The 26,615-nt window shown below is 65.3% G+C and carries 21 protein-coding genes; 1 reads left to right on the plus strand and 20 read right to left on the minus strand.

Annotation, left to right across the window (positions count from 1 at the left end; translation table 11 throughout):
• The first annotated feature begins 61 nt into the window (after positions 1 to 61).
• Positions 62 to 529, plus strand: coding sequence for an NUDIX domain-containing protein (locus LG3211_RS18955; RefSeq protein ID WP_057944192.1), 468 nt, complete (start codon positions 62 to 64; stop codon positions 527 to 529).
• A gap of 7 nt (positions 530 to 536) precedes the next feature.
• On the opposite strand, the gene LG3211_RS18960 is transcribed toward LG3211_RS18955, so the two are convergent.
• From LG3211_RS18960 to LG3211_RS19055, 20 genes are all read right to left on the minus strand, one after another.
• Positions 537 to 902, minus strand: coding sequence for a DMT family transporter (locus LG3211_RS18960; RefSeq protein ID WP_057944193.1), 366 nt, complete (start codon positions 900 to 902; stop codon positions 537 to 539).
• A gap of 71 nt (positions 903 to 973) precedes the next feature.
• Positions 974 to 1,879 carry a class I SAM-dependent methyltransferase gene (locus tag LG3211_RS18965; RefSeq protein ID WP_057944194.1) on the minus strand — a complete coding sequence of 302 codons (906 nt, stop codon included), beginning with the start codon at positions 1,877 to 1,879 and terminating at the stop codon, positions 974 to 976.
• Positions 1,866 to 3,095 (minus strand): polysaccharide biosynthesis protein, encoded by a 1,230-nt coding sequence (locus LG3211_RS18970; protein WP_057944195.1) that lies wholly within the window; start codon positions 3,093 to 3,095, stop codon positions 1,866 to 1,868. Before LG3211_RS18970 ends, LG3211_RS18965 begins: the two co-directional genes overlap by 14 nt.
• The gene (locus LG3211_RS18975; RefSeq protein WP_057944196.1) at positions 3,088 to 4,086 is read right to left on the minus strand and encodes a glycosyltransferase family 2 protein; all 999 of its coding nucleotides are present in this window, start codon (positions 4,084 to 4,086) and stop codon (positions 3,088 to 3,090) included. Before LG3211_RS18975 ends, LG3211_RS18970 begins: the two co-directional genes overlap by 8 nt.
• Complete coding sequence (locus LG3211_RS18980; RefSeq protein WP_083512665.1) at positions 4,083 to 4,973, minus strand: NAD-dependent epimerase/dehydratase family protein; 891 nt, start codon at positions 4,971 to 4,973, stop codon at positions 4,083 to 4,085. Before LG3211_RS18980 ends, LG3211_RS18975 begins: the two co-directional genes overlap by 4 nt.
• Positions 4,970 to 5,680, minus strand: coding sequence for a sugar phosphate nucleotidyltransferase (locus tag LG3211_RS18985; RefSeq protein ID WP_057944198.1), 711 nt, complete (start codon positions 5,678 to 5,680; stop codon positions 4,970 to 4,972). The genes LG3211_RS18980 and LG3211_RS18985 overlap by 4 nt, the downstream gene beginning before the upstream one ends.
• A 22-nt stretch (positions 5,681 to 5,702) precedes the next feature.
• The gene (locus tag LG3211_RS18990) at positions 5,703 to 8,513 is read right to left on the minus strand and encodes a YfhO family protein (protein WP_057944199.1); all 2,811 of its coding nucleotides are present in this window, start codon (positions 8,511 to 8,513) and stop codon (positions 5,703 to 5,705) included.
• 161 nt (positions 8,514 to 8,674) lie between these two features.
• Positions 8,675 to 10,273 (minus strand): class I SAM-dependent methyltransferase, encoded by a 1,599-nt coding sequence (locus LG3211_RS18995; protein ID WP_083512666.1) that lies wholly within the window; start codon positions 10,271 to 10,273, stop codon positions 8,675 to 8,677.
• Entirely contained in the window at positions 10,203 to 14,210 is a 4,008-nt protein-coding gene (locus LG3211_RS19000) for a glycosyltransferase family 4 protein (protein ID WP_222837521.1), read from the minus strand. Before LG3211_RS19000 ends, LG3211_RS18995 begins: the two co-directional genes overlap by 71 nt.
• Positions 14,211 to 14,395: 185 nt before the next feature.
• Positions 14,396 to 15,370: a GDP-mannose 4,6-dehydratase gene (gene gmd, locus LG3211_RS19005; RefSeq protein WP_057944202.1), complete on the minus strand. Its 975-nt coding sequence runs from the start codon at positions 15,368 to 15,370 to the stop codon at positions 14,396 to 14,398.
• Positions 15,367 to 16,302, minus strand: coding sequence for a GDP-mannose 4,6-dehydratase (locus LG3211_RS19010; protein WP_057944203.1), 936 nt, complete (start codon positions 16,300 to 16,302; stop codon positions 15,367 to 15,369). Before LG3211_RS19010 ends, gmd begins: the two co-directional genes overlap by 4 nt.
• Entirely contained in the window at positions 16,299 to 17,762 is a 1,464-nt protein-coding gene (locus tag LG3211_RS19015; RefSeq protein ID WP_148649013.1) for a methyltransferase domain-containing protein, read from the minus strand. The genes LG3211_RS19010 and LG3211_RS19015 overlap by 4 nt, the downstream gene beginning before the upstream one ends.
• The gene (locus LG3211_RS19020; RefSeq protein ID WP_083512667.1) at positions 17,696 to 18,952 is read right to left on the minus strand and encodes an ABC transporter ATP-binding protein; all 1,257 of its coding nucleotides are present in this window, start codon (positions 18,950 to 18,952) and stop codon (positions 17,696 to 17,698) included. Before LG3211_RS19020 ends, LG3211_RS19015 begins: the two co-directional genes overlap by 67 nt.
• A complete protein-coding gene (locus tag LG3211_RS19025) occupies positions 18,949 to 19,740 on the minus strand; it encodes an ABC transporter permease (RefSeq protein WP_057944204.1) in 792 nt (263 codons plus the stop codon). Before LG3211_RS19025 ends, LG3211_RS19020 begins: the two co-directional genes overlap by 4 nt.
• 2 nt (positions 19,741 to 19,742) lie before the next feature.
• The gene (locus tag LG3211_RS19030; protein ID WP_057944205.1) at positions 19,743 to 21,116 is read right to left on the minus strand and encodes a glycosyltransferase family 4 protein; all 1,374 of its coding nucleotides are present in this window, start codon (positions 21,114 to 21,116) and stop codon (positions 19,743 to 19,745) included.
• An 80-nt stretch (positions 21,117 to 21,196) separates the two neighbouring features.
• Positions 21,197 to 22,378 carry a cystathionine gamma-synthase gene (locus tag LG3211_RS19035; RefSeq protein ID WP_057944206.1) on the minus strand — a complete coding sequence of 394 codons (1,182 nt, stop codon included), beginning with the start codon at positions 22,376 to 22,378 and terminating at the stop codon, positions 21,197 to 21,199.
• A 407-nt stretch (positions 22,379 to 22,785) separates the two neighbouring features.
• Complete coding sequence (locus LG3211_RS19040; RefSeq protein ID WP_057944207.1) at positions 22,786 to 24,156, minus strand: pyridoxal-phosphate dependent enzyme; 1,371 nt, start codon at positions 24,154 to 24,156, stop codon at positions 22,786 to 22,788.
• A gap of 463 nt (positions 24,157 to 24,619) precedes the next feature.
• Entirely contained in the window at positions 24,620 to 24,835 is a 216-nt protein-coding gene (locus LG3211_RS19045) for an HP1242/YdcH family protein (protein WP_057945597.1), read from the minus strand.
• Between the two features lie 673 nt (positions 24,836 to 25,508).
• Positions 25,509 to 26,147 (minus strand): hypothetical protein, encoded by a 639-nt coding sequence (locus LG3211_RS19050; protein WP_057944208.1) that lies wholly within the window; start codon positions 26,145 to 26,147, stop codon positions 25,509 to 25,511.
• Complete coding sequence (locus tag LG3211_RS19055; protein ID WP_083512669.1) at positions 26,144 to 26,524, minus strand: DUF4398 domain-containing protein; 381 nt, start codon at positions 26,522 to 26,524, stop codon at positions 26,144 to 26,146. The genes LG3211_RS19050 and LG3211_RS19055 overlap by 4 nt, the downstream gene beginning before the upstream one ends.
• Positions 26,525 to 26,615 lie beyond the last annotated feature (91 nt).

Here is a 26,615-nt window from a genome sequence, read left to right on the forward strand (position 1 = left end):
GCGCTTCTCCATAATCGCGGCAGGTCCTGCGGCGGCGATCAACATTCTGAGTGCAGCAACGATGAATCCGCTCGATGCCGACTTTCCCAAGAAACGTATCTCCGCCGGCGGCCTGATCGGCGGCCGCGACGGCCGGCTGCTGATCGTCAAACCGTCCTATCGCGAGCACTGGCTGTTGCCGGGCGGCGTGGTCGAAGCCGACGAATCGCCCGAGCAGGCGCTGCGCCGGGAAATCCTCGAAGAAATCGGCGTGCGCGTGCGGCCGCGCCGGCTGCTGTGCATCGACTATCTCAGCGCAAGCACGCAGTACGGCGAAAGCCTGCATCTGCTGTTCGAGTGCGAACCGCTGACGGATGCGGTTGCGCAAGCGATCCGCGTCGATGGGATCGAACTGCTGGAATTCCGCTGGTGCGAACCCGAGCATGCCTATGCGCTGCTGGTGCCCAGCATCGCCAAGCGCCTGCGTTCGCTGGCCCCCGACGCCTCGGCGCCGGCGTATTTCGAGAACGGCGAACCGCCGCCGGCCTAGTCGCCGCTCAGTTGCGACTCAACAGCACCACGCCGATGAAGATCAGCCCGATCCCGAGCAGACCCATCGTGCTGAGCTGTTCCTTGAGGATGAACACTGCGCACAGGCTCGACCCGGCGAGGCTCAGGCCGATCGCGATCGGATAGGCGATGCTCAGCGGCGCGCGCGCGAGGATGATCATCCAGGTCAGGAAGCTGACCACGTACATGGTCGCGCCCGTGCCGACCCACAGCGCGTGGATGTTGAAGATCTGGTGCTGCTGGTCCCACGCCGCCTTGAACGAAGGCAGGGCGTACTTGACCAAGACCATGCCGCCCACGCTGAGGACGGTATAGATCAGGAACAGCAACGGCATCAGCAACTCTTTGAACATCGTCCCGGTACTCGCGTTTGCCCGCGAAAGCCGGGCGCGTCAAAGCGCCCCGCCCTCGCCGCGGCCGGCGGTCAGGCCTTGCGGCGCGCCACCACGAACATGATGTCGAACAGATTCATCGATATCGACAGATCGAAAATCCGCCATTTGGCGATACGCCGATACAGCCCGCCCCAGCCCAGGCGCAGGTCGAGAATGAAGTGCAGGATCGAACGCAGGTCGCGCGCGTTGCCCGGATGGCTGACGTGCACCACTTCGAAACCGTTGCGTTCGAGCATGCGCCGCAGCGTCGCCACCGAGAAATAATGCAGGTGGGTCGGCGGATGGATCATGCGCCAGTGCTTGCCGCGCATGCGCGCGTTGAGGCTGTCTATGTCGCCGGTGGTGATGGCGATATGCCCGCCCGGCAGCAGGTCGCGCTGCGCCTTGTGGATGAACAAGTCCGGACGCGGCAGATGCTCGACCGTGTCCCACATCGCCACCAATCCGACCCGCGGCTCGACGAGGTAATCGGAATAACTGCCGGCGATCGCGTCCACGCCCTTGTTGGCGCGCGCGTGTGCGACCGCGTCGGCGGAGATGTCGATGCCCTTGGCCGAAGCGACGTCGCCTTTGACTTCGTCGAGAAAGAAGCCGTAAGCGCAGCCGACCTCGAACACGTCGGTTTTCGAAAGGTTCGGGATCAACTGCTGCAGCGTCTTGATGCGGCGGCGGAAGTTGTCCTTCAGGCTGTCTTCTTCCGAGACGTAGTCGCGGTATTCCTCGCCGTGGAAATAGTCTTCGCCGTACAACGCCGCCAGCGCCTCATCGGACATCGCCAGATCGGCGGTGATGAAGCCGCAGCTTTTGCACTGCTTGAGTCCGGGCAGCTTGCACGGGCCGTATTCGCCCAGGCAGGCCAGGCACAACGCGCCGTCGAGATTGGGCGCGGGCTGGTGCGGGGTCGCCGCCGCAGCGGAAAGTTCAGAGGCGCTCATCAAGATTCCTGCCGGTTTCGCGATGTGAGAAATTGGGAATGGCCGACTCGATCGCCGCCACGATAGCGCGTTTATCGAGGGTTCCATCGACGCTGTTGACCGCGTTTTCCAGCATCGACACCACGCCGTCGGAAATCGCCCGGCTGCGCAGATGGCGCACCGCGCCGAGCGTGCTCAGGCCGGTATCGACCTGCTGCTCGCCGTGGCCGACGAATTCCTCGTAAGGCTTTTCGCCGCTGGTGTCGAGCGCGGTGATCAGCAGCGGCCAGCGGCCCTCATCGCGCAGGGCCGGCAAGGCCGCGCGTGCGGCGTCCTCGTCGTCGAACAACTCCGGCGTGAGCCCGGCGTGTCCCAGCACCCGGCAGGCCACGTCTTCCAGCAGTTGCAGCTCGGCCACCGGATCGAGCTTGGGGAACAGCACCTGCTCGTGGCCGCCCAGCAGCGCGGCCAGCGCGCAGATCTCGCCGGACTCTTGCTGCGAAACGAAGTAACGCCGGGTATCGCGCGGCGCCGCCAGCGGCTGCCCCTTCGACAGGCGGTACAGGAAGCCCTGCAGCAGGCTGCCGTTGGAAAACGCCACGTTGGCGAAACGCGCCGACACCGCCAGCGCGCCTTCGGGCACGGCGATGTCGAACACGATGTCTTCCATCAAGCGCTTGCTGGCGCCCATCAGGCTGGTCGGGTTGGCGGCCTTGTCGGTGGACACGGCGAAGTAGCGCGCGCCGTGGCCGTACTGCGCCAGCCAGCGCTTGAAGCGGACGTGGCGAACGACATTGGTGTCGATCATCTGCAGCAGCGAGTACACGTCCTTCTCCGAGCGCACGTGCTTGAGCGCGGCGAAGTTCATGACGATGTCGTACGGCGCCGACTCGGACAGGAAACGTCCCATCACCGGCGCGCCGTAGTCGATCGGCAAGGTGCGGAAATCGGCGATGTCCAGGCCGCCTGGACGGCCGCGCAGATCGCGCACCAGCTCGGCCAGATAGTTCTCGCTCTGATCGACCACGTGCAGCGCCGCCGGAGCCAGGCGCGAGATCAGCATCGTCGTCGACGAGCCGATGGTGCCGGCGCCGCCCACTACCAGGATGCGCTTGCCGGCGACGGCCGCGCGCAGGTCGGCCTGCCGTTCGTGCAGGTCGCTGGCGAACTGCGAGTTTTCGCGGCGCAGCACCAGGCGGTCGAGCGCGGCCGAATCGATACGTAAGGTTTCAAACATGTTCGGAAGGTCCGGGAACGGTTTGGGCGGCGGCGCCGGGCGAAGCATCGGGGCGCGCGGCGCTGTCGGTGCGAATCAGGTAACGGGGACGGCGCTTGACCTCGTCGAAGATCTGGCCCAGGTATTCGCCGAGGATGCCCATGAAGAACAGCTGCACGCCGCCGAGCAGCGAGACGAAGGTCATCAGCGACGCCCAGCCCTGCACGTCGCTGTGGCCGAACAGGAAATACGCCGCCATCTGCCCGGCCGCGGCCAGCATGCTCAGCATCGCCACGAACAGGCCGGTGATCGTGCACAGGCGCAGCGGTGTCTTGGAGAACGAGCTGATGCCCTGGATGGCGAAGTTCACCAGCACCGAAGGCCGGTACTTGGACGCGCCCTTGAGGCGGCGCAGCGGCTCGAACTCGATGAAGGAAATCCGATAGCCGACCCAGGCGACGATGCCGCGCAGGAAGATGTTCGTCTCCGGCAGGCGGTCGCGGATCACCTGCACCACCGCGCGATCGAGCAAGCGGTAGTCGGCGGCGCCGGACTGCAGCTCGATCGAGCCGATGCGCGAGATCAGCCGATAGAACATCGCCGAAGTCGAACGCTTGAGGAAGCCGGTTTCGTTGCCGTCGCGGCGCATGGTCTGGACGATCTGCGAGCCGCCTTCCCAGGCTTCGACCAGGCGCGGAATCAACTCGGGAGGATGCTGGCCGTCGCTATCGAGCATGATCAAGGCATCGGCCTGGCAGGTGTCGATGCCGGCCATGAGCGCGGCCTGATGGCCGAAGCGGCGCGACATTACCAGTACGCGCACCTCCGGGTCGCGCTCGGCAAGCGCGAGCAGGATCTCTTCGGTGCGGTCAGGAGCCGGATCCAGCGCGTAGGTCACCGCGATCGAATAGCGCTCGCGCAAGGGCCGCACCGCTTCGCGCAGGCGCTCATGGAATTCGAGGATGATTTCCTCTTCCCGGAATACCGGACAGAGAATCTGCAGGGATTTCATTTACGGACCTCTTCCAGCATGCGCTCGATGCCTTCATCGAGGCTGAAACGGGGACGCCAACCACACTCGCGTCCGATCCGCGAGCAGTCGGCGCGCACGTCGGGAATTTCGTTGGGGCGCACTTGCTGCAGATCCACCACTTCCTTGCGGATGCCGGCCTGGCGCATGGCCGATTCCAGCACGTCGCTGATCGAGTGGGACACGCCGCTGCCGACATTGTACAACCGGTAACCGGGCAGGCCGCGCGCGGCCAGCAGCGCATCGACCGCGTCGTCTACATAGAGATAGTCGCGGCGCGGCGCCAAGTCCATCAGCTCGATCCGCTCGACCGTCGGATCGATCACCTGCTCGACGATGCGCGGAATCAGGAAGCGGTTGCTCTGGCCCGGCCCATAGGTATTGAACAGGCGGATCGCGGTGACGCCCATCGAATACATGTCGGCGTACCACTCGCAAGCCTGCTCGCCCATCCACTTGGAATAGGCATAGGGGTTGTTGGCATTGACCGGATGGGTTTCATCGATCGGCAGATGCTGCGGGACGCCGTAAATATACGCGCCGACGTAGGTCATCGCGCAGCCCGCGCGCCGGCACTGATCGAGCACGCGCACGGTTCCATGCGTGTTGACCAGATGGAAGCGCGCCGGATCCTGCCAGGAGTCGGGCACGCCGGTTTCCGCGGCGAGATGGAACACGTGCGTCGCGCCGTCCAACGGCAGTTGGTCGTTGAGCAGATCGAAACCTTCGCCGCGCGACGGCGTGGCCACCTCGACACCGGCCGCTCGCAGGCGACCGACGAGATGGCGTCCCAGGAAGCCGCTGGCGCCAGTTACCACGACCCGATCGCCGACGGCCAATCCGCCCTGCTGTGGAGAGAAATCGCTCATGCCAGTGCGAGTTTGGCCGACAGCGTCTGCCAGTCGTCCTGGGCCTGCTGATAGTCGTCGGGACGGCCGATGTCGAGCCAGTAGCCCTCGTGCGGCACCACGCGCACCGGCTTGTCGTCACGCAGATAACCCAGCACCAGGTGATCGAAACCGAAGGCCTGGTTTTCCGGAATCACTTCCAGCACCCGGTTCGACACCGCATAAACACCCATGCTGACCAGGAACGGGAAAGTCGGCTTTTCCTCGAAACCCACCAGGCGCATGTCGTCGTTGGTGTGCAGCACACCGTAATCGATACGTTGCTCGCGCTTGGCCGCGGAGATGCTGAACAGGCTCCGCGACTGCGCGTGCGCATCGAGGAACGCGCCGTAATCGATGTCGGTGAGAATGTCGCCGTTCATCACCAGAAAATTATCCGGCAGATCCGGGATCAACTTCAGCGGCCCCATCGTGCTCAGCGGCATGTGCTCCAGCGAGTAGTCGATGGTCAACCCCCACTTCTCGCCATTGCCGAAGAAGGCCTTGAACAAGTCGGCCTGGTGGTTGACCGCCAGCGTGATGTGATCGAAACCGTTCTGACGCAACTGGCGCACGATGATCTCGAGGATCGGATAGTCGCCGACCGGCATCAGCGGTTTGGGCAGCGCGAGGGTATAGGGACGCAGTCGCGTGCCTTTTCCACCCGCCAGGATTACAGCTCGTTTCATGGTTATCGCCTGCTTTTCTTGATTATTGGGTGGAACGGCCCCGGGCCGACTTGCGCCACGCGCCCAGCGCCAGGAGCAAACAGCCGGCGATCGCGATCAACGCGATCAACAGGCCGATCCGATAGCGCTTGGGTGTGTAAGTCAGCTCGAGCGTATGTTCGCCGGTCGGCACCGGCACGGCCATGATCAGGCCGTCGGCCGCGAACACCGGCGCCTTTTTCCCATCGACGCGGGCGCGCCAGTCGCGGTGATAGCTTTCGCTGATCATCGCCAGCGCAGCGCCGTCGCCGCTCACGCGCAGTTTCCAGTAACCGTCGTGCTTGTCCAGTACCGTGACCTGGGGCGCGCTGCGGCAGTCCGTGCGCGCCCTGCCGTCCTCGTGCTCCAGCAGCGCTTCGGCGAACGGATCGAACTTGCGGCCGTCGCCGAGTTGGCGCGAACCCAGCGCTTCGGCGATCTGATCCGGCGTGGCCACGCGCGCCGAACACACGCCCCAGACCATGCCGCGGTAGCCGTTGCGTTCGGACACGACGGGCAAGCCTTCGACCTGCCAGCGCCGCGTCAGCGCCCGCGCGGAAGCCTCCGCGTCGGCATCGATGCGCAAGGGCCGCGGCTGCGCGCCCTCGTCCTCGACCAGCGCCAGCGTGCGCACGCGCAAGGTGGCGCCTTCGATCGCCTCCATCTCGACTTCGATAGTTCGCGGCGGTTTGGTTCCGGCCTGCGTCCGTACCGGCAGATCGGCCTGGAACCACAGCCCCTGGAAGTCGCCGGCGGGATAAGTCTCAAATACGGCCGGGCGGGTGTGCTTGATGGTGGCGGCGACGTCGGGTCGGTCGTAGGCCCATTCGGCCGTTTCCTCGCCCACATCGATGGTGTACTCGCCCGCATTCGCGCCATCGGCGTCGAACAAGCGCATCCGCGCCAGCGTCGTGCCGGTGCTTATCGTTGCCGAGCAGGCCGAATTGGAGATCACGCGAATGGCCGAAACCCTCGCGCCTTGCGGCACGACCGCGCGCACCTTGCGTCGAATCGGCGTCGGCGCGCCGCAACCCGAGCCGAGCAGTTCGGGCGCCAGGGTCCCGCCCTCGCCGGCGATCCAGCGGATCGCCAGCACGTCCATGATCGGCGCGTTGGGATCGGTGATCGGGAACCGGCCGACCGAATCGGCGCGCGTGTACTGCGAATAGCGCGCCGACATCAGCGGGCCGTAACCGACCACGCTGGGAATGCGGAAGCGCACGTTGATGTTCGGACGCAACGGGTGGTAAGGCATTTCGGCCGAATCCACCGGCAGCAGGCGGCCGTCGCCCTGGGCCAGGCGTTCGACCACTTGCGCCGCCTTCCGACTCAAGTCGCGCTGTTCCATCTTGGGCGAAGCGAAGTAACGCCATTGCTCGAACCAGCCGAAACTGCCCAGATCGACCGCTACCAGCAGCACGCATGCGACCGCGACGAACCGCGAGCGCTTCAGCGCCAGCGCCAGCAGACCGATCAGCGACAACCCCATGAACAACAGCGCGCTCCAGAACGCCGGCCTCGGCCACAGTCGGGCATCGGCGGCATCGGCCAAGCCATGCGGCGGCGTCGGATCGAGCGCTACCGAAGCGATCGCGATCGACAGCAGCACGAGCGAGGCGCCGGCCAGCGCATACAGGCGCCGCCGCGGCAACGGCGCGCGCAGTAGCGCAGAGAACCCGTACGCGCTCAGCACTCCCAGCGCGATGATGGTTACCAGGCCGAAGCGTCCCTGCGCGCGGAACTTGCCGAGCACCGGCAGTTCGTACACCCAATGTCCCAGTGGCGTGGAGATCCCCAGCGACAGCAGCAAGCCGACGACTGCGGCCGCGGCCCAGAACCACTGCGAGCGATCGCGCCGCCAACCCAACAGCGCGGCCAAGCCGAGCAGTCCGGGCAAGATGCCGACGTAGATCGCGATCTCGGTGAGGTTCCACAAACCCGAGTACCCGCCGAACGGGCTGGGGGCGTAAGTGCCGTAGAGATTCGGGAAAGCGAGCAGCCGCAACGTGCCGGGGGTCAACGAATAGGAACCGAAATCCTCGATCGTCCAGCCCGAGCGAACTCCGTCCGATACCGCCTGGGTGACCGGCAGCAAGGCCGGCGCCGCCAGCATCAGCCCCAGCGCGAACAGGGCGAAGACACGCAGCAACATCGCCCAGGCCTCGCCTGCGCCGCGCGTCCGGGCCACGTAGCCGATCTCATGCAGGCCATAGCACCCCGACAGCAGCAGACCGATGATCGACACCTGCGGATGGCCGGCATAGACCGACAAGGCGACCGCCATAGCGCCGGCGATCACGGGCCAGACGCTGCGCATGCCGCGCAGGCAGGCGATGGCCCAAAGGATGAAGGGAATCCAGGCGGCGACGTGGATGATGCTCAAATGGCCCAGGTGGCCCGTCATGAAACCGCTGCCGGAGACCACGATCGCGGCGAAGAAGGCGCCGATGCGCGAGCCGGTCAGTTTCAGGCTCAAGCCGAACATGCCCAGCGCGCTGACCACGTAGGCCGACAGCACGAGGGTATTGAAATCCGGGCTGATCCAGCGCAACAGATACAGACTCTGCGCCTGGATGTCCGTCACCACCGGATAGCCGGACAAAATCATGCTGTTCCAGACGCGGCCGATCGGAAGATCGAAGAACGCCAGGTAGTAGACGATGCCATCGCCTGGACCGAGCACGCTGCCGCCGAACAGCACCGGCGAAAAATACGCGACGTAGAAGCCGACGAACACGGCGGCCAGAGCCAGCCACCAAGTCAGCAATTGCGATCGCGAGAGCCGCGCCCGGCCTTCGGCGGAACCGACGGTCATTGATTTATCCGATGAGTGCATCTGTTGTGATTTCTGCTCGTTTCGCCGCTTCGTTCGCCGACATCAAAGTTTCGCAATAGCCGGAGGACGACGATTCCCGTGGAGCCAACCACCGATCGAATCTCCCCCCTTTCTCAGCCGAACAGGCGCCAGCGCTTTGGCTACGCCTCGGCTGCCGGCGGGGCCTGGCCCGGAGCCTTCTTTCTGAACACCTTGACCATGCCGCGCAACAGCAGCTCCTCGCGGCTGTAGCCCAGCGACAGGCAGCGCTGGAAATTCTCGTGCGATTCGCTGCCGGGCACGACGCAACCGCTCCATTCGCCCTCGTGCAGATACTCCACCTCGTCGCGGAACGAGGCGAACAATTCGCGGTAGAAGGAAAGACGGCGCCGATTCATGGCATTCACGTACTCCTGCCCTTCTTCGTCCGAGCCGCCCGCCTGCTTCATCATCTCCACGAACTGCCCGTCGTCGCTGATCAGGTGCTGCCAGGGCCGGGGAACGCGATGCTGGAAGTGGCTGCCGAAATCGCAGGTCCAGATCGGGTCGAAGGTGATGTAGGCCATACCGCCGGGCTTGAGCACTCGCACGATCTCGCGCAGGGCCGCAGCCGGATCGGGAATGTGCTCGAAGGCGTTGAAAGAGAACACCACGTCGAACAGATCGTCGCGATAGATCGTGCTCATCGCGTCGACGGCGTGGAACTCGAAGCGTTCGACCGGGAAATCGTGGCCGTGGCGCAGGACCTTCTCTTTCACCAGCTTCACCAGTTCACCGCCGAAGCGCGCGTTCTGATCGAAGTAATCGGTGCAATAGATCCGCCTCACATCATTGGCCAACAACGCACTATGGCCGCCGGCACCGCCGCCCACGTCCAGCGCCAATCCGTCGCCAGGAAGCGATACGCCAAGCGATGCAAGCAATTGCCGCATGCGCTCGACATCGGCCAAGTGCTCGGCGACGTCCGCGGCTTCGGAATAGCCTGCGCTGGCGGCCTCGGGTTGAGGTTGCAGATCCGGCATCTGGTTATCCGTTGCGATCACTGCTGGTTTCTCCGCGGGCAGATAGAACGTATTGGTCGTCGCGCCATGAAACGGGTTCATCGCGCCGTCGTCCCAGCGGAACGGCCGGTAGCCGAGTTCGCTCAGCAACTCGGTCACGTTGTGCCAATCGCTGTTCTCCACCAATAGCACCGGCTGGAACTCGACGATGGTCCGCAGCAGCCCGCGGATCGCCGAGGCCTCGAAACCTTCGACATCCACCTTGATCAGGTCGGGGCGCAGCGCGCAATCGTCGCCGCGCTCGACCGGCACACGCATCTGCAACAGCTCCGGCGCCTGGCCACCGCGCGCGAGATACTTTTCACGCACCCACGGCTTGTCGAACTGGCTCGGGTCGAAAGTGGATTCCTCGAGGAATACCTGGCCGCCCGAGGAAGGGACATGCAGGATCAGCTCTCCAGCCTGCGTACCCAATGCCGACCGATGCACATGCACCGCCCCGCCGGATTCCTGCGCGATCCGCTCCAGCCCCGGCCACAGCTTCGGGTTGGCCTCGAAGGAGTGGATTTCCACGGCCTCGCCGAGGACCGCCCTGACCGAGGCGATGGTCTGCCCGCCGTTGGCGCCGACGTCCAGCACAGTGCGGATCGGCCGCACGTGATGGTCGATCCAGGCCAGCGCCTGGAAGTCAGGGTCGTGCACCTCCTTGTTCCGAAGCTGATGAATCACCCTTCCGTGCAATGCCTCGATTTCGCTCACTTGCCACCCCCAAGATGATCTGCCGCAGATGGTCCGCCAAAGCCGCCCAACTGTATCCCTGTGCCGTGTCGATTCCTGCCGTGCCGTGGCGATCGGCGAGAGCCCGGTCGCCGAGGTAGCGCTCGATCGCGGCGGCCACGTCGTCGAGGTTGTCGGCGAGATAACCGTTCTCGCCGTCGCGCACCAACTCGGTGAAAGCCACGGTCGAGCTGCGCGCGATCACCGGGCGTTTCGCCATCCACGACTCAAGCAAAACGATTCCGAAACTCTCGCTTTCGCTCATGTTCGCCAGACACAGCGAATCGGCCAGCGCTCCGATCACCACCTCCCGCGGCTGCGCACCGTAGTAGTGAACACCCGCGCCCTGCAGGGGCAGGCCGTCGTCGTCGGGTCCGATCAGCACCACGTCCAGATCGTGCCCGGAATCGCGGAGTTTTCCGCAGGCCTGCACGATCATCCGATAATTCTTCGCTCCGGTCTTGCGCCCCAATACCAATACGAAGGGCCGCTCGCCACGATGCAGGCTGCGGAAGGCCTCGCGACCACGGGCGATCGACTCGGCGGAAAAGTCCTCGGCATGGAAGCCGCCACCGGCGGCCGTCACTGCGTTGGCGCCAACCCGGTCGAAGAACGCGCGCTTGCTGGCGACCGGGAAAGCGATGACCGCCTCGGCCTGCGCGAACGCATCGTAGAACTCGCGCCAGTGGTAATAGCGATCTTCCATGTGGAAGTGCGGCAACACTATCGATGCCAGCCCGTTGGTGGCAGCGACCCGCACGCCCAGAACCGAACTGGCGAACGGAACGCCCTGAGCCAGGATCACATCGTAATTGGCGGCATTGCGATCGAGCCAGTGCTCCATCGCGCGGCTGTGCGGTCCGCGGATCCGGCAGAAGCGGCGATCGATGTCTCGCGGGCGACGTTTGGCCGTATCGACCAGCTCGCCGACCCATCGCTCCGGCAATTTGCGCCGGCCGCGCTCCTCCATCCCTTCTCGCAAATCGACCTGGACGCTGCCATCGGGCCCGACGAGCTCGATCGAGGAGACGAGGTAGGCGAGCTCGCGCGCGTCCTCGCGGCTATCCATAACGGTCGAAGCGTGCAGTTCCAACAGCTCGCCTGCCGCGGGCAACCGCTGCTGGAACGAAAACTTGCCCGACAGGCTCTTGGCCTCCGCGTCGACGCCGCCGACGCGGATCGACACACGCACCGGCTGTAAAGCCAGACCGGCGATCTTGACCGATTCGGTTCCCTGCGGCAGCTTTACTTGAGCCACTCGCCCAGCCCAGCGCACGATCCGGCCGTCGCTGTTCTCGGGATAGTTCCATCCGCCCAGCAGTCCGACGCCCAGCTCTTCGGCAAGATTGCGGCCGATCTCCAGCGATTCATGCATCCAGGTCCTTTGCAGAATTGTCGCTTCGTCGAAACGGTCCTGCACGGGCGAATCGGGCGGAAACAGATGCACCCTTCCCCTCATCGCCGGTACGCCGTCGCGCGCCGAGGGCGGCTCGTAGTCGGCGGAAAAGTGCAAGCGATCGTGGATCGCACCCACGGCCGGGGCTACCACGTCGATACGCAGGTCATCGTTCTTGTCCAGCTCACGCAGGACGTTGAGCAGATAGACCTCAGCGCCGCCACGCGCTGGCTCTCCGAACCTATAGGTCAGCACCAGTACGCGGCACGGACCTTCGTGACCGATCAGCCGATTCAGCTCTCGGCGCATGCGCCCGCCTAACACCCGCCAGTCCAGGTGTGAGGCGACGTAGTCCATCGCTTCTGCGGACATGCGTTCGCGCAACGACGTGTCGCCGAGCAGCTTCGGAATCCATTCGGCCATCGCCTCCGGCGCGGCCTCGATGTAATGCGTGTCCGGATACAAGCCCGGGAAGCCGCGAACGCCAACGGGCGAGGTCAGCAATGGCAGGCCGGCGGCGAGGAAGTCCGGCACCTTGAGGCTGGATCCACCGCCTTCGAACAAGGGATTCACCGCGATATCGGTGATCGCGAACAGCGCATCCTTGTCCACCGGATCGAGGAAGCCGAGCAAAGCGACGTTGGACGGCAGCGCAGCGACGTCGAGCGCTTCGCACACCGAACCGACCAGGGCGAACCCGACTTGCGGGCAACGCGGCGCCAGTTGTTCGACGATGAACTGCGCCGCATGCACGTTCGGCGGATGCGCGCTGCCGACGAACACGGCCAGAGGCGCCTTGTCCTGAGCGCCGGTCGGCGACAGCGCCTCGCGGCGGATCGTGGGCATGCGCACGCCGTTTTCGATCGTCAGCACGTCGGCGACGCCGTAACGCTCGCGAAACCGCTCCGTATCGGCGTCGGATACGCAGAAGACCGCATCCGCGCGCGTTGCCACCTCGCGCTCCAGCCGTTCCACCAATTCGATCCATGCCGCGCCATCGTTGCGCGCGGTCAACAAGTCGCGCTTGAGCTCGGCCTCGACGTTCTGCGAAGAATGCACGACCGGCACGCCGGGCGGCACCAGCGTCAGCAACGGTGCCATGAAGCACTGCTCGAAGCTCACCAGCGAGGCGGAACCCGCTTCCTCGCGGAATGCAGCGACCAGCGCGTCGTTATTCATGCAGTGCTTGGCTGCGACCAAGTCGGCCACCGACACGCTGTTGCCCTTCAGCGATTCTATGTTCTCGCGACGATGAGCCGCGGTCTTCGGCACCGAACGTTGGATCACGCCCGGGGCGATCGCACGACGCTCCTCGGTCTGACCGTCGTTGTAGCAAAGCAAGGTCACATCGAATTCGCGCCCGACTTCGGTCAGCAGTTCCTTGATCCTGACCTGTCCGCCGCCGGCGGCGCGATGCACTTCGTAGTCGCACACCGCCAGGATCCGTTTACGGGCCGTACCGGCGGCCAGGGCCGTCAGCACGTTCTCGATCGCGGGAACGACTCCGGCGGCGATGGCTTCCCAGGTATAGCGCGCATGAGCGAACTCGGCGCCACGCGAACCCATCGCCCGGGCCGCGTCGGCCTGGTCCAATGTCTCGCGCAGGCCAGCGGCGAAATCCGCCAGACCGCAGATTCGAGCCTGCGAACCCGATTCGATGTCCAGACCGCGGGCACCGATCGGCGTGGACACAATCGGCGCCGAGTGCGCCATGTAGTCGAGCATCTTGAGATTGGTGCCGGCGCCGCTACGCAGCGGATTGATCGCCGCGCCGCAACGCCACAACAACGCGTCCTTCTCCGCCGCGTCGACGAAGCCGAGCAACTTGACGTTGTCCGGCACCGGCTTGGTATATGCCGCGCACACGGCGCCGAGCACATGAAAGGCGACGTCGGGCAATGCCGGAGCCAGCCGCTCGACGATGAACGCGAGCGCCTCGACATTGGGTGGATGAGCGCTGCCCAGGAACAATGCGGAACGTTCGCGCTGCCGCGCGGGCTGGCCGCCCGTCGCCGGCTCGAAGCCGTTCGGCGCCAGGTGGATCCGCTCGAGCGGGAAGTCGAAGACCTGCGCGAACTCCTGCCGCTCTTCCTCGCTGATCGCCAGCACCGCGGAACTGCAGGCGATCAGTCGCGCCTCGAGGTCGCGAATGAAAGCCGCGCCACGCTGGCCGATCTCGCCATGGAACATCTGCTCGGCAAGCCGATACTCGACGTTGTAGGCGTTGTAGACGCGCAACTTGCCGTCGCTGCCCGCGCCCCGGTCGTACGGCAGGGTGAACGGCGATTCGTGCACGATCAGATCGGCCGCCGCGACCAGCCGCCCCATTTGCCGGCCGAGTTCGGTGTCGAATTCGCCGGCCAATGCCAGCGCCAGTCCGGAGCATTCCGGGCCGATCTGCTCGGAGTCCAGCTTCCAGTGGATCTGGTCGGCCTCGCGCGGCTTGGGTACGCGAATCTCGCGGAACGAGGGCGAATGCACGATAGTTTCTGACTTGGCGTCGGCGTAGGTCGCCGACAGCAAGGTCACGTCGAAGACGTCACTAAGATGGCGGTACAACATGTAATAGCGCTGTTCACCGCCGCTGCGCGGCGGCACGAACGCGGGGAAGAAATTGATCGCCAGTAACTTGTGTCGCTTCTCAGCCATTTTCAATTCCGGTCAGTCCTTTGTTGCAGGCCGGTCCCGATCGGGACCGGCGTGTTGCCTCAACGCGCCTGCAAGCGGCGCAGGTCGGCGTCGACCATCATCGTGATGAGCTCCTGCAACGAGGTCTTGGGCGCCCAGCCCAACTTGGCCTTGGCCTTGGCCGGATTGCCGAGCAGTACGTCCACTTCGGCCGGACGGAAGAACTTCTCGTCGATGATCAGATGGTCGTCCATGTTCAGACCGACGTGGCCGAACGCGATCGCGCACATGTCGCGCACGGTCGTGGTCTGGCCGGTGGCGACCACATAGTCGTCGCCGCTGTCCTGCTGGGTCATCAGCCACATCGCTTCGACGTAGTCGCCGGCGAAGCCCCAGTCGCGCTTGGAATCGATGTTGCCCAGGCGCAGCTCTTTCTGCTGTCCCAGCTTGATGCGCGCCACCGCGTCGGTGACCTTGCGGGTCACGAACTCGATGCCGCGCAGCGGCGATTCGTGATTGAACAAGATGCCGCTGGAGGCGTGCAGGTTGAAGCTTTCGCGGTAGTTCACCGTGGCCCAATGCGCCATCAGCTTGGCCACGCCGTAGGGGCTGCGCGGATAGAATGGGGTCTTTTCGTCCTGCATTTCGGCCTGGATCAGGCCGAACATTTCGCTGGTCGACGCCTGATAGAAACGCGCCTGCGGATTGACGATGCGCACCGCCTCGAGCACGTTCAGCGCGCCCACGCCATCGACCTGCGCGGTCAGCAACGGCTGCTGCCAGGACGAGCCGACGAAGCTCTGCGCGCCGAGGTTGTAGACCTCGTCGGCCTTGGAGGTCTGCAGCGCGCGTATCATCGACGACAGGTCGGTCAAATCGCCGTCGAGCAACGTCACCTGATCGGCGATCCCCAGTTCGCGCAGGCGCCACAGCGTGTCGCTGCTGCGACGGGCCAAGACGCCATACACGCCGTAGCCCTTTGACAACAGCAACTGCGAAAGGTAGGCGCCGTCCTGACCGGTGATGCCGGTGATCAATGCGTTTTTGTTGCTCATGAGTTATTCCGTTGGTCGATGAGAATGTCTTGCAAGGTCTGGTCCATCGGGATGCGTGGAGCCCATCCGGTCGCGTCATTCAGCGCGCGCGACGAACCGACCATCCTTCGTTGTTCGGCCCGGCGCAGCTTGGCCGGGTCCTGCCGGACCTCGACTTCGATGCCTTCGATCCGGCACATGGCCTCCAGCAGATCGCGTACTTTGCGCTCCACGCCCGACGCGATCAGATACAAACTGCCGCTGACGCCGTCGCGCAATGCCGCCGCATAAGCTGCGACGATATCGCGCACGTCGGTGAAGTCGCGCGTGGTGTCGATGTCGCCGGCTTCGATCACCGGTGCCTGCCGCCCCTGCGCGATGGCAACCACCTGGCTGGCCAGCGCCGGCAGCACGAATTGCCGCCCCTGGCCCGGCCCGACGTGATTGAACGGACGCAGCACAATAGCGTCCAGGCCTTCGCTGCGCTGCCACTGCAGGCACAACTGCTCGGCCGCGAACTTGCTGACCGCATAGGGATTACGCGGCGCCGGCATCAGCTGCTCGGTCACCGGCATATCCGATTCGGCGACCTGGCCGTAAACGTCGCCCGAGCTCACGTACAAGAAGCGCCCGGAGAATTCGGCACGCTTGAGCGCCTGCAACAAATTCAGCGTGCCCAGGGTGTTGATCTCGAAAGTCTCGCGCGGATCTTCGAACGAGCGCGGCACGAAACTTTGCGCGGCCAAGTGCAGAACCGCGTCGGGGCGCACTTCCTCGACGATCTGCAACGCCGCCTCGGCATCGCGGATATCCCACCCTTGAGGCGGCGTGTGAAATCTGAAGTCGCCGAAATCGCCCGCTCGCACTGCCGCCTCCACATAACGGCCGACGAATCCACTGCCGCCGGTGACCAGCAGGCGGCGTGGCGCCGCTAGCGTTTCAACGACGCTCATGGACGCCTCGCCACGATGGCGTAATCGGGTGCGATGTGCATATGCCACAACATGTCGTTGATCGACTTGGAGCCGGGAATCTCCGGCGGCAGCATCGCCGGCGCGTTGAGCGCGCGATGGGCGCTCAACCGTTCGATGCGCGCTTCGGCGAAACCGCGGTTTTCCACCACCCAACGCAGCATCGCCGGCGGCAACGGCTTGAGGTGGGTCGGATCCATGTAGAAATAATGCGAGCCGACCATCAAGTTTTCCGGATTGGGCGTCTCCAACAACAGCAATCCACCAGGCCGCAAAGCGCGCAGCGCAGCGTCGATCAACGCCACCACCCGCTCGAACGGCAAATGTTCGACCAAATGCATCGACGTGATCGCGCCGGCCGAGCCTTCCGGCATGCCGCGCAACACTTCCACGGCGTCGCCCTCGATTACCTTCAGCCCGGTATCGGCGCAGCTGAGGACGAAAGCGTGGTTGAGATCGATACCGCTGGCTTCAAACCCGTGTTCGCCGAGCAGTTCCAGCCATTCGCCGCGACCGCAACCGATGTCGATCACTGGCGCTCCAGGCTCGCCCGCACCGACTTCGCGAATCCATTCCAAATACGGTTCGACCCGCGCCCGCACCAATTCGCGCGAACCGCGGAACTCATCCTCGAAGTCCGCGTAGAGCCGATCCATCGCCGGCTGCGCGCGTTCGCGCTCGAGTTCGGCGGCCTGCATCCGCTCGAACATAGGCATCATCCTGGCGACGTTGCGCAGCAAGCCGGCACGCTGGCCACGCAACTCCGACAGCTCGTCCAACATCATGTTCAGATGCCGGCCGAGCTCATGGGTTTCCCGCGCCTGCGTCGCCTCGATGGTGTATTGACGATCGAACAAGCTGCCCAGCCGCGCCAGGCCGTGAATCCACGACAGCGCCCGGCCGAGCACTGGCTTGCGTTTCCATTGTTGCAACTTGTACGGAAGGAGCAGACCATCGATATGCACTTGCTTGGTCATTCCTTCCTCGGACCAACGCAACTGCGCCAACACCTCGATCTTGGTGACGTGGCCCGAACGCAATTCGTGCAAGAAATGGTTCAGTCCCTGCGGATCGGGTTCGCGGCGCAACACCACGCGGTACGCCATTTCCACAAAGCTGGCGTCGGAAGGCCCAAGCAGCTCCGACAGCACGTATTCGCGCTTGATCGGAATCGAATAAGCGGCCGAGCGCCAGTGCTGCAGACCGTGTTCGCCCGCGGCGTGCCGGTACAGCGCCCGATCGATGCGCTCGCGCATCCGCGCAACCGCGCCGTCGGCATCCACCGCGCCGTCGGACTCGATCGGAATCGAGTCGCGCAGACGCGTGGCGACAGCCTGCATCACCCCATCCACATCCATCGGATCCAGCGCGCGGCTCATCGCACGGCCTCCGGCCGCGGCGCCGGCAACGGCGACACCACATCGATGGAGGGCGGAATCCAAGCGGTACCTACGAACATCGACTTGTCCAGATTGGCCACGGTGAACACCAGCGCCAGATCGCGCCACTGATAATTCTTCTGCAGGTGGGTCTCGGCGCTGGTCAGCGCGACCGAGAACGAATAGGTGCCGACCCCCAGATTGGCCGGGAAACGCACCCGATATTCGACTTCCGAACCGGCATCCAGGTGCTCGCGCACTTGCCCGGTGTGATGTGTGTTGGTGCCGAAGATGGCCTGACCCAGGCGGTCGCGGATCATGTAGCCGAACACCAGCCGATCCACCGCATCGTGGATGCGAACGCGCGCGCGCAACGTCACGTCCTGGCCGACGCCGATGAATTCCACCGGCGCGCCGTGCTGATCCAGCAACTGCAGTTCGGCGATCTCCGCCTCTCCGGTGCCCGACTCGGTGGCGACCTTGCCGTCCTTCGACACCTCGGTGCGCACCGAGCTGTTTTCGCGCTTGGCGATCAGCGCGTTGTAGTAATCGAAGACTTCGTAGGGATCGCTGTCGAGCACGGCCTTGCCGCCATCGAGCAAGATCGCGCGGTCGCACAGCGCCTGGATCGCGACCGGATCGTGCGACACGATCAGCAGGGTGGTGCCGGCGTCGCGAAATTCGTGGATGCGCTTGAAGCACTTGTGGACGAAGTAGGTGTCGCCCACCGACAGCGCCTCATCGACGATCAGCACGTCCGGTCGCACCGCCGTCGCGATCGAGAACGCGACGCGCATCTGCATGCCGCTGGAATAGGTACGCACCGGCTGATCGAAGTATTCGCCCACCTCGGCGAACGCCTCGATCTGCGGCATCAGCGCTTCGATCTGGTCTTGCGGCAGGCCCATCAGGCCGCCGGCGTGGACCACGTTCTGGCGACCGGTGAGCTCGCCGCTGAAACCCAGCCCCAGCTCCAGCAGCGCCGACACGCGTCCGCGCACCGTCACCTGCCCTTCGCTGGGCTTGGTGGTGCCGGTGATCATCTTCAGCAGTGTGCTCTTGCCGGCGCCGTTCTGGCCGATCACGCCGATCGATTCGCCCTGGTGCACGCTGAAGGACACGTTGCGGATCACCCAGTGCTCGGCACGCGGCTTCACCGGCACGCCGAACCAACGCGCGAAGCGCTGCAGTTCGCTGGCGTACTCGACGTAGGCCTTGCCGACATTTTCGACCACCATCACCGGCAGGCTCATAGCACGTCCACCATTTCCGAAGAGGCGCGGCGGAACAGCATCATCGCGATCAGCAGCAGCACCGCGGCGACGATCGCCACCAGGACCAGGCTCTGCTGCGGCGCGCGCTGATAGACGATGACATCGTGATAGGCCATCGCCAGCGGCGCGACCGGGTTGAACGCCAGGGACGCCTTGAAGGTGTCGGGCACCACCTTGATCGGATAAATGATCGGCGTGACCCAGAACCAGAACTGCAGCACCACCGCCATCACGTGGCCGACGTCGCGCATGAACACGTTGAGCACGCCGACGATCAGGCCGACGCCGGTGGCCAGCGCGACGGTCAGGGCGATCAGCAGCGGCAGCCACAGGTAGTGCACGTTCGGATAGACGCCGAGGATCGGCAGAATCACCATCACCACGCACAGCAGGGCGATGTTGTTGACCATCGAGGAACCGATCGCGATCACCGGCAGGGCGATGCGCGGGAACTGCATCTTCTTGAGCAGCGAGGTGTTGTCGATGAACACGTTCTGGCAGCGCTGCACGATCTCGGCGAACAGCGACCAGCACAAGATTCCCGAAATCAGGTAGATCGCGTAGGCGTACTTGTTATCGACCCCTTCCAGCCGCGCCGCCAGCACATTGGACAAAATGGTGGCGAAGATGATCACCTGCGCGAGCGGCTGCAGAATAATCCACAAGGCGCCGAAAGTGCTGCGCGAGAAGCGCGACTTGAATTCGTTCACCACCGATGAGGCGATGAAGCCGCGGTAGCGCCATGCGGCGCCGAACAAACGGAACATAGTTAGTGACTTCCCATGATTGGAGGGCCCGACGGCGCGTCCGCGCCTGCGCGCTTCGTCGCCGACGCCGCGGAAAGGTCGCGTAGCCGCGCGGCGATAGCATCGGCGGCGGCGCGTGGCGACAGCGTGTGCAGCACGCCCTCGCGCGCGCGCCGGCCGAGTTCGGCGGCGTATTGGCGATCGTCGGCCAGGCGGCGCATGTGCATCGCGGCATGCTCGACGTCGGCCTGCGCCCACTTCGCGCCGGGCGGATGCGGATATTCACCTTCACCGACCGGCACCAGCGTGTAATCGACCAGGCAGCTGTTGTCGGCGTTCATGAATTCCAGATTGCCGGACCAGCCGGTGCCGATCACCGGCTTGCCCAGCGCCATGCTTTCGGCCAGGCCCAGGCCGAATCCCTCGGCGCGATGCAGCGACACGTAGACGTCGGCGCAACGCTGCAGCGCATGCACGTGGGCACGGTCGATCACCTCGTCGCGCACGACGATGCGCGGATCGCGAGCGCCCAGCGCCAGCAGGCTCAGGAAATTGTCCGGATGGCGGTAACCGTTGCTGGACTTGAGCAGCAGTTGCACGTCGTCGCGCTCGGGCGGGAACGCGCGCTGGAACGCCTCGACCGCCGCGAACGGATTCTTGCGGTGGATCCAGGAGTTGAAGTCGAACGTAACCAGAAACACGAAGCGCTCGGGCGCCAGGCCGAAGTCCTCGCGGCCGAGACCGCTGTCGGGCACCGGACACAACGGCAGCGGCACCCGCAGGATCGGCTTGTCGGTCACGCGCCGGAACGCCTGCTCGACGAACGCCGTCGCGACCAGGATCTCGTCGACCAGATCCAGGGCCGGCAACCAGTCCTGGGGAATTTCTTCCAGTTCCCAGAACCAGCAGGCGATCAGGTAGCGGCCCTTGAGCTTGGCCTGGCCGATGTGCTTCAGCGCTTCGTCCAGATAATCGGGATTGACGAAGATGATGCTGATCCCGTGCGCGGCGTCCTCGCCGATATGCGCATCCAGGCTGCGGTCGTCCAGGCCATGCGGCAGATCGATGGCGATGTCGTGCAGGGCCACCGGATAGCCCGATTCGATCAGCGCGCGGCCGTACATGCGCGCGCTCTCGGCCAAGCCGAACTGACCGCGCAGGTAGGCGAAGATGTTCACGCCCGGCGTGTCGTCGCGCGCGATGGCGGGCGCCGCGATTTCGGCCTGCGCCTGCAGCGGCCGCGACCACGCCGGCGTGCGTTCGAAATGCGCGCGCCGGCTCGCCCGAGCGGCCAGCATGAACGACACCTTGTCGCGCAGGCGCTGCGGGAAAAGACGGTACAGCGCGCGCAGCCAGCTCTGCCGGCGCACCCACGCCGACAGCCCCAGCAGGAACATGCCCGTATCGGACCTGGAGATCGTGAGGTCGCTCAACGGCTCACCCGATGGTTCCTGTTTCGCGGAGGCGACCATTCGGATCAGTTCGCAAGCGCGTGCTCAAGCTCAGCCCGCAAATCCGCCAGATCTTCCACGCCGACGCTCAGGCGCACCAGATTGTCGGTAATGCCCAGCGCCGCGCGGCGCTCCGGCGGAATCGAGGCGTGGGTCATCACCGCCGGGTGATTGACCAGGCTCTCCACGCCGCCGAGCGATTCGGCGATGGTGAACAGTTCGCAGCGCTCCATCATCCGCCGCGCGCCGTCCATGCCGCCCTTGACGTAGATGCTGACCATGCCGCCGAAGCCGTGCATCTGGCGCTTGGCCAGTTCGTGCTGCGGGTGCGACTTCAGGCCCGGGTAGATCACTTTCTCGACCGAAGGATGGGTCTGCAGCCATTCGGCCAGGGCCTGGGCGTTGTCGCAGTGCGCCTTCATGCGCAGGTGCAGGGTCTTCAGGCCGCGCAGAGCGAGGAAGCTGTCGAACGGGCCCTGGATGCCGCCCACCGCGTTCTGCAGGAAGGTCATGCGCTCGGCCAGGTCGGCGTCGTCGCCGACCACGGCGATGCCGCCGACGATGTCGGAGTGGCCGTTGAGGTACTTGGTCGCCGAGTGCATGACGATGTGCGCGCCCAGTTCCAGCGGCCGCTGCAGGATCGGCGAGGAGAAGGTGTTATCGACCACCACCACCAGGCCGTGCTTGCGCGCGATGGCGGCGATCTGGGCGACATCGACCAGCTTGAGCAGCGGGTTGGTCGGGGTCTCGATCCACACCAGCTTGGTGTCCGGGCGGATCGCCGCTTCGAAGGCGGCCGCGTCGCTCAGATCGACCCAGCTGAAATCCAGCCCGGCGCTGCGCCGGCGCACGCGCTCGAACAGGCGGTAGGTGCCGCCGTAGACATCGTCCATCGCGATCACGTGGCTGCCGGCGTCGAACATCTCCAGGATGGTCGAGGTCGCCGCCAGGCCGGAGGCGAAGGCGTAACCGTGGGTGCCGCCTTCCAGGCCGGCGATGCAGCGCTCGTAGGCGAAGCGGGTCGGGTTGTGGCTGCGCGAGTATTCGAAGCCCTGATGCTGCCCGGGGCTGCTCTGTGCGTAGGTCGAGGTCGCGTAGATCGGCGGCATGACCGCGCCGGTGCTCGGATCGGGCGACTGTCCGGCATGAATGGCGAGGGTTCCCAGGCCGAGCTTGCGGGCTCCGCCTTGCGGCTGTTGTTGGCTCATTGAATCGTTCCGTCCGCTGAGTGATCGACCGAGCTATTCGGCCGATTGGCGCAACCGCGAATTCTAACATTGCGGTTGTGAGCCCCCTGGTTCACATGGCGGCACTTCAGCGGGGGTGCAGGCGTGCTGTGGGCGCCACACGGCGGGGTTGAGACGGCGCACACAGTCCACGCGGCGGCCATTAGCTGAATGCGCGGTTCAGGCGGCGGGCCAGAACCGGGCGCGAACGGCTGGCGCGACGCCTGTCCAGCGGCGGCCCGGCGGATGGAGCGGATCTACTCCCTCTCCCGCTTGCGGGAGAGGGCCGGGGTGAGGGGATGAGCACCGAAGGCGCGAATGCTGTTGGACGCCCCACCCGCCACCAGGCAGGCCCCTCAACCTCTCCTCATCGGCTCGCGCAGCCGCCCTTACTGCACCCGGCGACGCAGGAAGTTGAGCAGATCGATACGGGTGATCAGGCCCAGGAACTTGTCCCCGTCCATGACGATGGCGACATGGCCGCGGTCGAACACCGGCAGCAGCGATTCGATCGGATCGGCGACCGGAATCTTGTCGAGCTTGCTGACCATCGCGGTCGACACCGGATCGCGGAAACGCGATTCGTCGCCGTACACGTGCAGCAGCACGTCGCTTTCATCGACGATGCCGACAATGTGTTCGCCGTCCATCACCGGCAACTGCGAGACGTCGTAAAGCTTCATGCGCTGGTAGGCGGTGACCAACAGATCGCCGGGCCCCACCACCACCGTATCGCGCTGCGAATAGGGCCGCAGGATCAGATCGCGCAAATCCCCGTACTGCTGGCGCTGGATGAAGCCGTTGTCGAGCATCCAGTAGTCGTTGTACATCTTCGACAGGTACTTGTTGCCGGTATCGCAGACGAACACCAGCACCTTCTTCGGCACGGTCTGCTCGCGGCAGTACTTCAGCGCCGCCGCCAGCAGGGTGCCGGTGGAGGAGCCGCCGAGGATGCCTTCTTTTTCCAGCAGCTCGCGCGCGGTCAGGAAGCTTTCCTGGTCGTTGATCGCGTAGGCCTTCTTGACCCGGGTGAAGTCGGAGATCGGCGGCAGGAAATCCTCGCCGATGCCTTCGACCATCCAACTGGCGGACTTGTCCGACAAAGTGCCGCGGTTGATGTATTCCTCCAGGATCGAACCGACCGGATCGGCCAGGATCAACTCGGTGGCCGGCGAGAGCCTGGCGAAGGCGCGCGACAGGCCGGTCATGGTGCCGGAGCTGCCGCAGCCGAACACGATCGCGTCGAGGTCGCCGCCCATCTGTTCGAGGATTTCCGGGCCGGTGCCGAATTCGTGCGCGGCCGGGTTGTCCGGATTGCCGAACTGGTTGATGAAGTAGGCGCCCGGGGTTTCCTTCGCGATGCGCTCGGCCAGGTCCTGGTAGTAGTCCGGATGGCCCTTGGCCACGTCCGAACGGGTCAGCACCACCTGCGCGCCCATGGCCTTGAGGTTGAAGATCTTCTCGCGGCTCATCTTGTCGGGCACGACCAGCAGCAGCTTGTAGCCCTTCTGCTGGGCGACCAGGGCCAGACCGATGCCGGTGTTGCCGGCGGTGCCTTCCACCAGGGTGTCGCCCGGCTTGATCCGGCCGGCCTTTTCCGCCGCTTCGATCATCGACAGGCCGATGCGGTCCTTGATCGAACCGCCGGGGTTCTGCGATTCGAGCTTGAGGTAGAGCTCGCATACGCCCGCGTCCAGGCGCTGCGCCTTGACGATCGGGGTGTTGCCGATGAGTTCGAGTACCGAGGAATGGATGGCCATGAGGTTCCTGCTAGCCGCTACCGTGCGGCGAATCGGACCATTCTAGCCGCGCCGTTGCGGGCGTTGCCGCCTCGGCTGCGTTTGCGGGAGGGGCTTGAGCCCCGATGTTTTTTGTCTCAGTTCGCCGCGGCGCCATCAAGGCGACTGGGGTTTCCGCCGATCTGATCGAAAAGCATCGGGGCTGAAGCCCCTGCTGCAAAAGACTCCGGGGGCGCGCGCACGGCAAAACCCGCCGGGTGGCGGGATCGGGCGCTATCGGGGTTGGTAGCCGCGGGCGGCGGCGATCGACGAGGATGACCGCCGCCGCCCGCGCTAAGCCTGGAGCCGCGACCGCGGACGGGTCGGGTCCATGTGGACTGAGTCGGGACTTCCGGGCCCGACCGGTGCGCAACCGGCGTCGCGCCGGCTGCACTGCATGCGTGGCCGCCTCATCCGAAGATGGGCCGCACGCACGCGAACGGCATCAATGTTGCTGATCGTAGAGTTGGATCAGCCGGTCCTTCGCCGCGAGCTTCTCGCGCTTCATCTGGCCCAAGGTGGTGTCGTCGATCGGCAATACGCCGAGCTCGGCGTCCATGACCTTCTTGTCGAGGTCCTTGTGGCGCTGGTAGAGCTGCTTGAACTCCGGGTTGCTCTTGATGAGCGCGTCGATTTCAGGCTGCGGTCGTTCTTCGAACATGAAAGCCTCCTTCAGCACGAATGCAAACGCCCCGGTCGCTAGACCAGGGCGTTGCGGGGGAGCGTGAGATGGTGGGTCAGGCGCGGTGCGGCGCCGGCTTCACGCAATCCGACCGCACCTGAGTGTGCGGCGGCGGAGTCCTGCGGAAGGGGCGTTTGCGTCATCGGCCTGGCTCTTCGCCGAGCGCTTGCGGAGCGCTCGGATAATTGACCCTACTCCTGTGTTCTGGATCCGGCAAGGGCGATCCGCAAGCGTTTTCAGGTGCCCGCCAGGAATCTCCGACGAGCGGAAAACCGGTCGCAAGCCATTGTTTTACTTGATATGGCGGTCACACTTGCGGTGACTGTCGCCAAGCGCCGGCGGCGCCTGCGATGAGGCCGTATCGCACGCGGCCGTTCGTCGGCTGGGGGCGGCGAAACCGCCGCGTCGGGCGCCTTGAGGCCGGGTAGATCCAACCGGTCCATGAAGGGCTGCGAGGTCTTTTGTGGGAGGGGCTTCAGCCCCGATGCTTTTCGAGCCGCTCGCCCCTCGCTTCATCGGCTCTGACCGAAAAGCATCGGGGCTGAAGCCCCTCCCACAAAAGCTGCCGCGGCCTTCGCCTCGCACAAAAACGCCACGAGCCGGACTAGCCGGCTCGTGGTCGCACATCAAGCAGCGCCCGAGGGCGCAGCGATTACTTCTTCTTCGGCTTGGGCTTGGCCGGCTTCGGCGCATCGACGGCCTGACCGGTCTGGCCGAGCAGCTCGGCCTCCTTGCGCGCCAGTTCGGCGTCGCGCTCGCGCGCGGCCCGCAGCTTGGCGGCCTGCTGGCCGGCGACGTTGTCGAGCAGGCCTTCGGCCTGTTGCCGGGCCTGGGTCTCCTGCTCGGCGGCCAGGCGCAGGCGTTCGGCTTCTTCCGCCTGGATCTGCGCCTGCACGCGCAGGCGCTCGCTTTCGGCGCGGGCGCGGTCGGCGTCGCGGCGGCTGGCTTCGACCAGCAGATCGCTGCGCTCGCGCTCCAGACGGTCGATCTCGCGCTGCGCTAATTGGGTGCGCGTCACAATTTCAGCAATTTCCACCCGGCGATCGGCGATGCGCAACGTCCAGGCGCGGTCGCGGCTGCGCGCGGTACGCACCGCGTCGATGGCCTGACGCGCCTTCAGGCGCTCATACGCGCCGTATTGCGCGGCATCGGGACTGGCCTCGCTGACGTTGACGCGCTGGACCAGCCGGGCCACGTCCGGGTCGTCCGCCGGCGCGGCCAGCGCGCTCAGGCAGGCCAACGACAAGGCGCCGGCGGCGGCGATGCGCAAGGCGAACAGGCGCGCGCTCATTGATCACCTCCGCTCTGCAGGCGGCGGCGCAACTCGGCGATCTCGGCCCGACGCTGGTTGAGTTCGGCGTTGGCCAGGGTCTCGCGGCTGTGGGCAAAGGCCAGGTCGGCCTCGGCCGCGGCAGTCAGCGCCAGACGCCGGGCGTCCTCGTCCTTACCCTGCGACATCGCGGCCTGGGCGCCGCTGAGGGCGCTGCGCGCGGCGGCGAGGTCCTGCGGCGCGTACTGGTCGGCGTCGGCATCGTCGGCGCGGATCACCGCCTGCTGCGCGGCGGACAGATCGCCGGTGGGCGGGGGCGTGGACGCGCAGCCGGCCAGACCGGAAGCGAGAACTGCGGCCAGCAGCGGCAAACGAATTTGTGCGAAGCTTGTGGGCATTAGGGGAGCGCTGTGCGGAAGGGATGACGCACGGACATTGTCGTCAAGCCGGCAGCGTGCTTGCAACGGCGCGCGCCGTCAACAAGGGGTA

Source organism: Lysobacter gummosus (assembly GCF_001442805.1).
Lineage (GTDB): Bacteria > Pseudomonadota > Gammaproteobacteria > Xanthomonadales > Xanthomonadaceae > Lysobacter > Lysobacter gummosus.